At 42.0% G+C, this 12810-nt stretch carries 12 protein-coding genes; 1 reads left to right on the top strand and 11 read right to left on the bottom strand.

Features of this window, described 5'->3' with window-relative positions; all coding sequences use genetic code 11:
• Positions 1-114 precede the first annotated feature (114 nt).
• From WFY05_RS16500 to WFY05_RS16535, 8 genes are all read right to left on the bottom strand, one after another.
• Positions 115-1269 (bottom strand): hypothetical protein, encoded by a 1155-nt coding sequence (locus tag WFY05_RS16500; protein WP_340114008.1) that lies wholly within the window; start codon positions 1267-1269, stop codon positions 115-117.
• An 84-nt stretch (positions 1270-1353) separates the two neighbouring features.
• Complete coding sequence (locus tag WFY05_RS16505) at positions 1354-2016, bottom strand: CAP domain-containing protein (RefSeq protein ID WP_340114009.1); 663 nt, start codon at positions 2014-2016, stop codon at positions 1354-1356.
• Entirely contained in the window at positions 2013-2696 is a 684-nt protein-coding gene (locus tag WFY05_RS16510) for an ABC transporter ATP-binding protein (protein ID WP_340114010.1), read from the bottom strand. The genes WFY05_RS16505 and WFY05_RS16510 overlap by 4 nt, the downstream gene beginning before the upstream one ends.
• 54 nt (positions 2697-2750) lie before the next feature.
• The gene (locus WFY05_RS16515; protein WP_340114011.1) at positions 2751-3971 is read right to left on the bottom strand and encodes an ABC transporter permease; all 1221 of its coding nucleotides are present in this window, start codon (positions 3969-3971) and stop codon (positions 2751-2753) included.
• Positions 3972-3988: 17 nt separating this feature from the next.
• Positions 3989-5209: an ABC transporter permease gene (locus tag WFY05_RS16520; protein ID WP_340114012.1), complete on the bottom strand. Its 1221-nt coding sequence runs from the start codon at positions 5207-5209 to the stop codon at positions 3989-3991.
• Between the two features lie 92 nt (positions 5210-5301).
• On the bottom strand, positions 5302-5664 hold the full coding sequence (locus WFY05_RS16525; RefSeq protein WP_340114013.1) for a four helix bundle protein: 363 nt from the start codon (positions 5662-5664) through the stop codon (positions 5302-5304).
• A gap of 69 nt (positions 5665-5733) precedes the next feature.
• Positions 5734-6483, bottom strand: a complete 750-nt coding sequence (locus WFY05_RS16530) for an outer membrane lipoprotein-sorting protein (protein ID WP_340114014.1) — start codon at positions 6481-6483, stop codon at positions 5734-5736.
• Between the two features lie 41 nt (positions 6484-6524).
• Positions 6525-7112 carry a TetR/AcrR family transcriptional regulator gene (locus WFY05_RS16535; protein ID WP_340114015.1) on the bottom strand — a complete coding sequence of 196 codons (588 nt, stop codon included), beginning with the start codon at positions 7110-7112 and terminating at the stop codon, positions 6525-6527.
• Positions 7113-7426: 314 nt separating this feature from the next.
• Here WFY05_RS16535 and WFY05_RS16540 point away from each other — a divergent pair, with 314 nt between their 5' ends.
• Positions 7427-9199: a hypothetical protein gene (locus WFY05_RS16540; RefSeq protein WP_340114016.1), complete on the top strand. Its 1773-nt coding sequence runs from the start codon at positions 7427-7429 to the stop codon at positions 9197-9199.
• A gap of 104 nt (positions 9200-9303) precedes the next feature.
• Here WFY05_RS16540 and WFY05_RS16545 read toward each other — a convergent pair whose 3' ends face one another.
• The 3 genes from WFY05_RS16545 to WFY05_RS16555 form a co-directional block, all read right to left on the bottom strand.
• Positions 9304-9876 carry a DUF2179 domain-containing protein gene (locus WFY05_RS16545; protein WP_340114017.1) on the bottom strand — a complete coding sequence of 191 codons (573 nt, stop codon included), beginning with the start codon at positions 9874-9876 and terminating at the stop codon, positions 9304-9306.
• A gap of 115 nt (positions 9877-9991) precedes the next feature.
• Entirely contained in the window at positions 9992-11566 is a 1575-nt protein-coding gene (locus WFY05_RS16550) for a peptide chain release factor 3 (RefSeq protein ID WP_340114018.1), read from the bottom strand.
• A 122-nt stretch (positions 11567-11688) separates the two neighbouring features.
• Entirely contained in the window at positions 11689-12804 is a 1116-nt protein-coding gene (locus WFY05_RS16555) for a gamma-glutamyl-gamma-aminobutyrate hydrolase family protein (RefSeq protein WP_340114019.1), read from the bottom strand.
• Positions 12805-12810 lie beyond the last annotated feature (6 nt).

Raw genomic sequence — 12810 nt, forward strand, 5'->3', positions numbered from 1 at the left:
CTAAACAATTTAAGACAAATAAGTATTTTAAACAACGATATGACAAGCTAATATGACATCTATTGTTAATAATTCTTAACTCGGAAATGAATTTAAAATCTCGGGATGTTTAGCTTAAAACGCCCATTTTAACCGGCCAAAAACTGCTTGGCCGTAATCTCCGTATTCGGTGCCTTTTCTTCCAAAAAACAACTGGCCATTCAGCATCACTTCCCAATTGTTGCCTATGGAATAGGTAAGCGATGGACCGATGAAGGAGGATCCGTCGCTGGGATTAAGCATAACTGCAATATCACCCGAAAATAACGGAGTAAAAGGGTAGGAGGATTGGGCAAATAATTGATAGCGTCCGAGCGAGAGCATTTTTGCTGAAATATCGGGTGCAAAGAAGCTGCGGCCTCCGGCATCACCGGTTGTTCCATGGCTGTTGAAAAGTGTTGCGAAATGCACGTATAAACTGTTCCGAAATGTGTAATCGCCGGATACGGACGCTACGAGGCTCTCAAAATTTTCTTCGTCATTCTTATCGCGTGGTTTAAACCAGGTGGCTTCACCCCGAAATCCGCCTCCTTTGATATCGCCGGACCAACCACCGCCGAGTACGAAGTCTTTACCTACCCAGCCGCCTAAAAACTGAATGTCGTAGCCAGCTTTCAGGAAACGGTACATTCCGGCAACTGCAGTTTCGTTGTTGTTGTGCCCGATTTTATAAACCAGTTCAGCTGATGAGGTTACTCCCGTATAATATTGAATGCGAATACCATCGGTTCCGGGACGTTCTTCATAATCAAAATCGAAGTACGAAAACGTATTGAATACGTCGTTGGGATTCCACACCAGGTTGGTGCCCCAGTTTACGCGTTGCCGTCCGAGACGAACCTGCCACTTGCCACTGGTATAATCTATCCAGGCGCGATCGAGCATGCTGTGCAGAAACCAGGTTTTTTGCGAAATCAGAACAGCACCAAGATCTAGGTAACCATTATCTTGTTCGATATAATCCTCGTAATCCGGGAATTCACGTACCATTTGCCCGAAAAAAATACGGTTTCTTGCCTCCAGTGCAACTGTTAGTTTTGAGCTGGCATACCATCTGAAGTTTATACGGTTATGAATTTGATTTAAGAACAGATAATCGAGCGAATCGGTTGCGGAGACAGACATAGCTTGCACCGGTTTGTAAAACATGCTCAGTTCTTTAACGTAACCGTATAATGCAAGGTTGGATTGAGCTTTTAAACTTTTAGAAGATGATAGCAATAGAATCATTGCTACCGGAATTAGCAGAATTTTATTGAGTCGGTTTATTTTTAGTTTTTGAACCATTTGTTCTTCGTTGTGCTAAAAGGCTTATTATTCTGTCATTCCGCCGGCAAAGTCAATCACACACATGGTATCGTAAACGGGGTGTTTACCGCAAGCCACTCCTACAACTTTGTAATCGGGATTTAACAGGGTTTTTCGGTGGCCACGATCTCTGACTCCGTCATCAATCAATAAAAAAATTACGATCTGACGTGCATCGGAGTTGCCATAAGCAATGTTTTCGCCAATTCGGGTTTGCCACTGTCCGTAACGCTCAACACGCTCTCGCAAATCTGAACGGTCAGTTCCTTTATGGCCGGTTCTTCCTGATCTCTGCTGATCGCGCTGATGGTCTCGTGCCGCTTTTGATAAACTTTCATCCGGATTCAGAATTGGCTTCTCCGACATTCTTTTAAGTTCACGAACGCACTCATTTAATGCCCTTGCTCCTTCAACTGTTCGAATGGACTTATCGCCGGGATAATGAAGGATTTTACCGTCGTAATATTTCTTTAAAGGCTCAATGTACAAATCGGCATACTGGGCAGGATCCGAGCGGAACAGATTTATTTCGTAGATAACATCTTTTTCCAAAGTACTCAAATACTTTGTTTTCACTGCAGTGTTCAGTTCGGTACGTTTTGTCTCTTTAGCTGAGGTGCAATATATAACTAAACCAACTAAAACCAATATTGCCGCTGTTCTGATCATTTTGTAATATCGTTTATTATTTTCCCGTCTTCGATCGTAATTACGCGCCGGGCTTTGTTGACCACGCGTTGATCGTGCGTTGAAAATATAAACGTTATTTTTTCCTCTTTATTAAGTTGCTCCATAATATCGAGCAGGTTTTCGGTGGAATGCGAATCGAGGTTGGCGGTAGGCTCGTCGGCCAGAACAAATTTTGGTTTCGATGCCAGTGCCCGCGCCACTGCAACACGTTGTTGCTGTCCGCCTGATAATTTTGAAGGACGCCGGTTCATCATTTCGCCAAGCCCGACAGCCTTTAAAAGCTCTGAGGTTCGGGCATCCCTGGCGGCTTTTTTCTCGCCTTGCAAGTGCATAATGAACTCTACATTCTCCCTGGCTGTAAGCACGGGAATTAGATTATAGGCCTGAAAAACAAAACCGATGTTTTTCATCCGAAAATCAGTCAGTTTGCGGGCTGATAATTCGTTGATCTTAATCCCTTCGATTTCAACACTTCCTTCAGTGGCATCATCTAATCCGCCAATAACATTGAGCAATGTTGTTTTGCCCGATCCCGATGGACCTACAATGGCGGTAAATTCACCTTCTTCAAACGAAACATCGATCCCGTTAACAGCATGCACAGAAACCGAGTTGCTGTTGTAGATCTTGTGCAGGTTTTTAATTTCTATGATTTTCATTATATGTTGTTTTTATAATTCTCAATTCTAATATTCCTATTTTCTGAAATTCCTTTATTCTGTTCTCGTCGCTTCCGCCGGATTGAGCTTTAACGCTTTTCGTGCCGGATACACGGCCGAAATCATTCCGGTGACAATGACTAAAATGGTAATGGTGACGAGCATTTCGTTTTGCAACGATGTATAGATCTGTGTGGCGTAACCATATTTCTCCAAACCTTCGGAGAATGCTGAGACATCGATCGGACGTGTTTCAAAAAAGCGGGTGATCAGTGAGCCCAGTACAACTCCGACAATTCCTCCGGAAAGTGTCAGCATCACTGATTCCAGCATGATCATCCAGAATATTTTGCGTTTGTTCATACCAACTGCCATCAACATGCCGATTTCTTTTACACGTTCGAGCACTGCCATCAGCATGGTATTGATTATCCCAAAACACAATCCAAGCAGTATTATTAAAATGAAAATATACATGTACTGATCCATCGATTCAGTTAGAATCGACATTTCAGGACTCAGTTCTTTCCAGGTTTGTACAATGTTATTACCGGCCAGATTCTGGACTTCAGGTTTTACTACATCCACTTCATCTCCGTTTTCACAGATCATGGCAATTTCGTGAGCCACGTCATCCGGAAGTCCAAGTTGTTTTTGCAGGTCGCTGTACACCACAAAAAATGTAGATTCATCGAAGCCCGTATTTACGGTTTTGAATATTCCGCCCACGCGATAACCTTTTGAAGACAGATCGCCGTTTATGTCGACCATTTGGACATTCATTTTCGAGCCGACCTTGAGCTTTAGTTTTTTTGATAGCTTTTCGCCGATCAAAACCGGAGGCATCCGGCTTGTTTTTTCGAGGTAAGTTCCGTCAACCAGTTTTTGAGCAATGTCGGTTACCAGTTTTTCCTGCTCCGGAACAACGCCCAGCATTTTACCACCCCCTGTGCCGTGTGCAGCCATAATAAATGGCTCAGCTATCAACCTGAAACTGGCGGCCTTCACATCGCTTATTTCTTCTATTTTGCCGGTAAGCTCTTTGGCTCCCGTCATATAAAGTTCAGTTTCGTTGTTGTCCCGGAAATTCGGTGCGTGTACCTGCAAATGAGCCAGCTCGGAATGCGTAGCCGATTCGATACGTGCATCAACCGCTCCCTGCATAAAAGCTGTGGCAAAAACACCGGCAATCAATCCCAGTGCTATGGCAACGATCATAATGATGCTGCGCGACTTATTTCTCCATACGTTTCTCCATGCTATTGACCAAATCATAATTCAAATTTTTGAGGTTATGCACGCATTGCTTTTGTAATTTTCAATCGGTGTATGTTCCAGATCGGGAATATTGAAATAAACATACTTATGAGAAAAACCAGGATCATCTGGCTGTAAAAGAGCGAAGCTTTCAATGAAAAGAACAGGTAGGGTTCCATTCCATATTGCTCGTAAGCGGTAGCCATATCGCCCGACATGGGGATCGGGTTAAAGTAGAAATATACACAAAACGCATAGCTAATGATGAGACCGACTGCACAGCCGATCACTCCGATTAAAATGGTTTCGAAGAAAACGACAACAGCCAGTTTGGTTTTTTGCATACCAACAGCGTGTACTACTCCGAATTCGCGAGATCGTTCTTTCACCATCATTAGCACCACACTGAACATGCCAAAGGCAATAACCATGTAAAGGATACCCAACATGATCAGTCCGCTGCTGCGGTCGCTTTCGATCAGTTGTTCCAGATCGGGCTGCATATCAGTCCAGGTCATTACGCGGTTGCTTGCCGGTAATAGTTTTTCAATTTCTTTTTGAATGTGCTTGACTTCGTAGTGATTGTGTGTCATTATCACCAGTGATGTTGACAAACCGTAGGCCGAATAAAAATCGCGGGCAGTTTGAATATCGAGGTAAACCATGCGGTTATTGAATTCCTGGTTAGGGTGGGAGAGAATACCAACAATTTCGAACAACCCGCTGGCACTTATTCCATGGTAACCCTGGCTGATCATCACCAATGTATCACCAACATCGAGGTTCAGGTATTTAGCTAATCCTTCACCGAGTATTGTGCCTTTATCCCCCAGTTTCAGGAAGCGGCCTTTTGTCACTTTTTGAGAAATCCTCGTGATCTGATCTTCAGCCTCGGGTTCGATTCCCATAACCATCGCCGGTTTACTTTTCAGGTTATTGGCAGCCAAAGCAAACGACTCCAAGCGGTCAACAACGAGTGTAACATCGCCTATTTTGCTGATTTTCTGTTTTAACTCCTCCGGCGCTTCAAAGCTGTTGTTTAGCGTACGTTCATTCCAATATGCCGTGTCTTGCACCTGCAGGTAACCCGAGTAAAATTTCACCGAATTCTCGATCATTTTATCGTACGAGCCTTCCTGCATCGATCGCATCCACGATGCCAGCAACACACTAAATACAATGGAAGAAATGGCGATGATTGTTCGACGCCGGTTTCTCCAAAGGTTTCTCCAAGCGAGTTTTATATTGGTTTTCATATCATGGATTGATTTGGTGAAGGACGGAGGGATTGATTCATCAAAGGACTGATGGATTGATAAATAGGTTCGTGTATTATAAATTTCATTTTCTAGATTTTTGTGTTTTTTCGGGCTGACGTCATTATTTTAAGTATTTCAAGACTTTCCTGATGTAAACGTCTTGCTTCAGGTGTATAGCTTATTTTAGAATCGATTACAAGGTCAAGCCACATTTCTGTCTCATCCGCCTCTTCAACAACAATACTTAATTTACTAAAAAATTCAGCCTTTGATCTGGCTCGGCATGCGGCACGATAATTTGCGTAAACAGAACTCCCAGAACGAAGAAGTTGATTTGTAATAATATTTGCCTCCTGAGTCTTTGGAAGCCCCTGACAAAATTTTATCAGGTCCAGCACAAACTTCTTCAGTCGTGCTTTCATTTCTTCTTTGTACCTAATATTATCGTTCATATCAAAGATTTTATTTTTAGCATCTATCCTTCAAACCTTCAGTCCTTCAAACCCTCAGTCCCTCAGTCCTCACCGTATCCTTTTCATATTCTGTTGCGAGAAAAAACTCTGCTTGATATCGACATTGAAATCAATCTTATCAAATATCAGTATGGTTTTGTGGCCTTCTTCATCGGAAGGAATCATTTCAAGGCGTGTTGGCATTACACGATCGTCCATTTTTTTGATGTCGCTTAAAATTTCGGTATTCACAAGGTATTCATCCTCATCATAGAATTCGGCTTTTAACCAGTGCAATTCTTCTTTTGAAATCCACATAATTACTTTTCCCCAAACCACGGCTGCATCGTCGTGTGGAATAAGTTCAATCTTATAGCAATTGTAGCCCTGAATTTCTTCTTCGCCTAACAATTTCTGGTCGTAATCATCGGCCATCGACGATTCTTTAACCAGGTCGTCGTTGGTAAAATCCGATCCCATCCACGACTGCATCATCATCGACGGGGGTATTTTTATCATCCTTTCGATGTTCGGCACCCAGTTCCACATTTCCTTGTCGCGTTTCAGGAATACCTGACCTTTTTCTTTGGCCGGAGCGGTAATATAAATCAGCGAATAATCGTTTCCCAGCGTCCAGTTTTTCATCGAAACCGTTCGACTCCACGACGGGCGTTCGATGATCATCGTTAATTCTCCTATACTCGAAGTGCCGCGGAATTTCTCATCCGCCTTTCGAACAATATCTTCAATGTTGATGTCTTGTGCACTTAATTGAAAGCCGGAGCCTAATAAAAGCAGTGCTAACATTATTTGTCTCATAGTCATGGTTTTTATTGATTTGTTATATGATCTTTTGACGGCTAATTTCGTATGATTTTCAGGCAATTATCGATAACGGCTTGTTCCATTTTTTTGGCAGGAAATACATCGGGAGCCGCGACAAGGTAAAGGAACGCTCCTTCGATCATGGCGGAAACAGCCATCAGGTCATTTTCAGGATCCCGGCTGCCTGCCGAAACAATAAACTGGTACAACATCTCTATAATCGGTCCAGCTTTTTCTTCGTACATCGTGGCAAATGTTGCCGACACCTTTGGTTGTAGCAACAGCGAGAAAAACAACTTCCAATGCTGCATGTTTTCATTGACCAGTTTAAAATTTTGACGGATAAAAAAAGTGAACTCTTCCTCGGTTAAAATACCATCGTGATTGATATCGAGATTATCATAGATTTCATTAAAACCATGTTCCATAATTTCCTGCAGGATTTCGTTTTTGCTTTCAAAATAATTGTAGGAGAGGCCTTTAGAAATATCTGCTTTTTTAGCAATTTGACTAATTGAAGTGGCGTGAAATCCATTTTCTGCAAACAATTCAAGAGCAGTGTCCATGATCAACTGCTTTTTTTGTTTTCGGATATCATCGTATTGTTCCGGTGTTTTCGGCATTTTTGATTCATTATTGATTGAACGGTCGGTCAAAATTAAAAACTCTTTTTCAAAAATGCAACACTTATTTAGAAAAAATGACCAATCGGTCAATATAAAAGGTCGTGTTGAATTTTCAACTTTCGAATTTTTCGGTTTTTAGTTTTAATGGAAACATAAAAAATTAAAATTTTCCAACAATTATTTGCGTACTGCACCAATTGTTGCATTTTATTCATGAATAACTTATTTCCTTTGAATTTCGTTAAATCAGAAGTAGTAATTCAACCGATCTTGAATAGAAAATACGGATGCGGTCGGTAAGCTTAAAGAAGATGCAAACAGTTAAACAACATACTTTCCATATCCCGGTTCTGGGAGTAGGATACTCAATAGATACACCAATTAATGTAGCTCACTACGGAATTTCTTCGGTAATTTCGTTGGTTGATGATGCGCTGATGGAGAAAATGCGTGAGTTTTACTGCAATAAATTCGATTTGCCGTTTAAAGCTATTTCAAAGAAGGTGGACGATTTTAGGGCAAAGCGAATTACTTCGTACCTGAATGTGGTGGAAGAAATTGTGAATCGTAAATATGACGAGGTAAAAAAATCGATACTAAATACAGGTAGCGAACTTGATAAATTTCTGGACATGCTGCCCGAAGCTTCATCAATAAAACAGAAGCTGAATTTTGGTGAAAAGGGGAGGAAGGCTGCAGGCGAACTTGCCAAGCAAATCAAAGAATTAATACATCCCGGTTCAATTGACGTTAATATTATGACGAAATTGGATCAGGTGAATCAGAAAGATGGTGAAGATTTGCCCATTGAATACAACGACGCACATGCAGCTTTACGGGGCTTTGCTCAAAGCAATTTGAATTCGTCGCTGGTGCTTTCGGCCGGAATGAGTCCGCGATTGTACAGTTACATTGAGAATTTCGAAGATTTTTATCCCGATCAGAACGGGCAGATCAAAAAGAAGATCATCCTGAAAGTCAGTGATTTCCGCTCGGCCCTGGTTCAGGGAAAAATGCTGGCTGCAAAAGGATTGTGGATCAGTGAATACCGAATTGAATCGGGTGTGAATTGCGGCGGACATGCATTCCCGACTGCCGGAGTATTGTTTGGCCCGATCCTGGAAGAATTCAGGGAAAAGCGCGATGAACTATTTACTACCTGCCGTGATGCTTATTTAGAAGCGCTCACCAAGAAATCGTTACCTCAACCTGCCGCAAAGCCTGAACTGATTGTTACTGCGCAAGGTGGTGTTGGTAACAAAGAAGAGCACGACTTTTTACTCGATCATTACCGGATGGATAGCGTGGGCTGGGGATCACCGTTTATGTTGGTTCCCGAGGTAATCAGTATCGATACCGAAACCATGGATCTGCTGGCAAAAGGAAACGAAGACGATTACTATTTTAGCGGATTATCGCCACTGGGAGTTCCGTTTAACAGCATTAAAGGAGCGTCGATGAGTAAATTACGCATTGATATGGCGACAAACGGGAAAGCAGGGATGCCCTGCACAAAAGGATTTTTAAGGTACAACACCGAATATACCGAAAAACCGATTTGTACTTCGTCGCGCCTGTACCAAAGCAAAAAGCTGAAAGAGCTTATAGCGATGAATTTATCCGAAGAAGCCTACAAAAAAGCATATAATAAAATTATTGAACCGGAGTGTTTGTGCATCGGGCTTGGTGTTTCAACCAAAATGTCGAAAGGAATGAAAGTGGCTGCCAACGAAAAAGTCACTGTTTGTCCCGGACCTAACCTGGCTTATTTTTCCGAAATTTCGACACTGAAAGAAATGGTAAATCACATTTATGGCCGGATCAATTTACTGAATGAAACAACGCGGCCTAACATGTTTATGAAAGAGCTAAAAATGTACCTCGATATTTTTAAGGAGAGCGTGGAAAAATTTCAGCAGAATATTGAAGATGTGAAAGAAAAACGAAACCTCAATAAATTCAGTAAAAACCTTTTCGATGGAATTGAGTATTACCGGAATCTTTTCGGAGAGAAAAAAGCAGAAGTTGTGGAAGAACTGGATAGATTGATTAAAAAATATCCGGTGTTACATCAAGAACTTTAAACGTTCATGTTACTTAAAGAAAACGGAATTCATATTGTGGGTTCCGTTTTTTGTTTGGGTTGATCAAACTTTGATCTCTAAACTGTACACTTTGAACCCTGAACTCACTTCCCTTTTCGCCAGCGGATGGGATTTTTTACCATAGGGAAAACGCCTTCGTTAACAAACTTGATGTCTTCAATAGAATAGAATGCCTTTGGGTTGGTGGTTTTTACAATTTCTTCCACCTTTTTAATCTCAGATCGTTTGATGATGCTATGAATAATGCTCACTTTCTCGTTCGATCCCTGCGCGTTATGGTGAGTGATTCCATAACCGGCAGCTTTCAGGTTATCAATCAGTTTGCTGGCTTCCTTCCGGGTAATAATTTGGAGTTTTACAATACCCAGCGCCATTTTCTCTTCAATCATGAGCCCTACGTAGTTTCCGGCTGCAAAACCCAGCGCATAGGCAAAATAGCACACCCAATTATCGAGGTTTTCGAATATTTTAGAGATAGCAATCAACCAAATCAGTACTTCAAAGAAACCCAGAATCGGGGCCCAAATTTTATGACCTTTTGAAACCATGACAATACGAATGGTACCAAAAGAAACGTCAAGTATTCTTGAAACGAAAATGAGCCCGGGGATTAAAACATAAGTCACAAATGAGCTGTCGTATAACGTGTTATCCATTGCTTTAAATCAAACAATAAACCTAATATTTACGGGGCGAAATTACATATTTATACCATGTGTATTGCAATAAAAAGACAGAAAAATAGAGAATTTCAATCTAAGTTAATTCCGACTAAAATTCGGAAGTAAAGTGGAATCGAATGTCCTTAAATTCGTCCTGCGCCATTTGCAAAATAAACGAAGAATCGGCCATAAATACATCACGACCCAGTTTGTCTTTTGCCATTTTCTGGTGCTTACGTTTTTTGAATTCTTCCAGTACTTTCCGGTCATCGCTTTCAATCCAGCATGCTTTGTGCATTTGCAGCGGCTCGAACCGGCATTTGGCAATGTACTCGTGCTCCAATCGGTACTGGATCACTTCGAACTGTAGTTGTCCGACGGTACCAATAATTTTCCGGCCGTTAAAGGAACTGGTAAACAACTGGGCAACACCCTCGTCCATCAACTGGTCGATTCCTTTTGCCAATTGCTTCGATTTCATCGGATCGGCATTTTCAATGTAGCGGAACAACTCAGGTGAAAAACTTGGCAAGCCTTTGTAGTGGATCTCTTCGCCGTTGGTAAGCGTATCGCCAATGATTAGGTTTCCGGTATCGGGAACACCAATGATATCGCCGGGGAAGGCTTCCTCAACGATTTCTTTTTGCGAAGCCATAAAGGCTGTCGGACTCGAAATACGGAAGGTTTTACCAAGGCGGATATTGTTGTACATTTTATTGCGTTCGAATTTTCCCGAGCAGATCTTTACAAAGGCAATTCTACTCCGGTGATTCGGATCGATGTTAGCATGAATTTTAAATACAAAGCCGCTAAATCCATTTTCCTCCGGTTTTACTTCGCGTTCTTCAGCTGCACTGGGTTGGGGGGGCGGTGCAATTTTCACAAAGGCATCAAGTAATTCCTGCACACCAAAGTTGTATAGTGCACTTCCAAAAAATACCGGTGCCAGATCACCAGCCAGGTATTCTTCCTGGTTGAATTCAGGATAAATACCTTCCACCAGTTCAAGTTCTTCGCGCAATACATCGGCATCGTCACCAATATGTTCTTCCAGCCCGGGATCTGATAAATCCTCGAATTTTATGCGCTCCTGAATTTCCTGGATATCAGGATTAAATAACTTCAAACTTCGATTGAAAATATTGTAAACCCCCTTAAAATCCGGGCCGTTGTTGATTGGCCAGCTTAAAGGTCGCACCTTGATCTTTAATTGATCTTCCACTTCGTCCATCAGCGAGAACGGATCGTGCGCGGGGCGGTCCATTTTGTTCACAAAAACAATTACAGGCGTTTTGCGCATCCGGCAAACGTTCATTAATTTCTCGGTTTGCGGTTCCACACCTTTGGCCGCATCGATAACAATGATTACGCTGTCAACAGCCGTTAAAGTCCTGAATGTATCTTCCTGGAAATCCTGGTGACCGGGAGTGTCAAGAATGTTCACTTTGTACCCGTCGTATTCGAAACCCATTACCGAAGTTGCCACCGAAATACCACGCTGGCGCTCAATCTCCATAAAATCGGAAGTGGCTCCCTTTTTAATTTTATTGCTTTTTACGGCACCGGCCACGCGAATCGCACCACCAAATAGCAGTAACTTTTCGGTCAGTGTTGTCTTTCCGGCATCCGGGTGACTTACGATTCCAAATGTACGTCGGCGCTTTATCTCTTCCAGAAATGTCATTTACAGCTTGTTTTTATGCGGGCGCAAAATTAATAAAGAAGTTGGAAGTTCAACAACTAAAGTTTAATGGGATTAAATGGCTGAAACCGAAACTCCGGGTTTTAAGAAAATTAATGACTTAGTCAGTACTTTTTGATCTTTACATCACTGAGCACTTTCGAAATGTACAACCAGTAATTTTTATGAAATCGAACGCTTGATTTTCCGATGATGTTGAAATACGATTGTGGTACATCGTCGGGATGAAATTTGCGTTGTGTCATGTTTTCGTACAATGCCGGGACTTCGGGGTGAAATTGTACGGCAAATACGTTTTTGTATTTGTTATGAGCCAGTCCTTCTACAATTTTTCCATCGGGAGACAAGGCGGTTACTTCCAGTCCTTTTCCAATTTTTTCGGCAGCCTGGTGATGCGAACTGTAGATGCGCGGCATGGCATTCTTACGGGTTTTAACAGCATCGCCAAAAAACGGGTGATCGGTGAATTGTATTGTATGCAGGTTGATACCCATCAACTGGTCGTCATCAACAAGCTCCTGCCAGTAATTTCGGTGCAGGTTTTCACGGCCAATATTTACGGTTTCTTCTGCAGTTTTGGCGCCGTAAATCTCTTCAGGAATATCCTGAATCAGTGTTCCACCGGTGGCTACATTCATGGTTTGCATACCCAGGCAAAAGCCTGTAACTACATAATCGGGGCGTTCCGAGAGGTAAGGAATAAAGTTTTCGTTTTGACTTCCACCAAGCAGGTGAAACAGGAAGCTTGCTTCAAAGTAATGCCGTTCCGGATCATTGGTCGACGAGCGAGTGTTTTCTTCGCCATAAACTGCGGGGGGTATATCGGGGCCGCCAAAGAAAATGATACCAATAGAATTATCAAACACTTTCTTAAACTGAGTTGAAAGTTCGTTGTTCTGAAACAGTTCATCCACCTCAATATCTCCGTCAATTTCGTGCAGAAAGAAGTTTTTAAGGTCGTTTCCCTCAATGTAGGCTTTGGTTTCAGCAAAATCGTATTTCTGATCCTCAAAATATACACCAACAAAGCGAACCTTATTCTTTTTTACCTGGAAAATATCTTTTTGGGTGAGGTATTGAATGGTTTTGATGCGATTAACCGTCGGATCACAAAGAATGATGTACCGCTTTTTCGTATTAAAATCAGTATCAAAAAAGTCTTGCGCAAATATAAACGTAGAAACGGTGAGCAGGAAAAGAAGAGAAAGCAGCTTTTTCATGAACAG

Source organism: Maribellus mangrovi (assembly GCF_037646455.1).
Classification (GTDB): Bacteria; Bacteroidota; Bacteroidia; order Bacteroidales; family Prolixibacteraceae; genus Draconibacterium; species Draconibacterium mangrovi_A.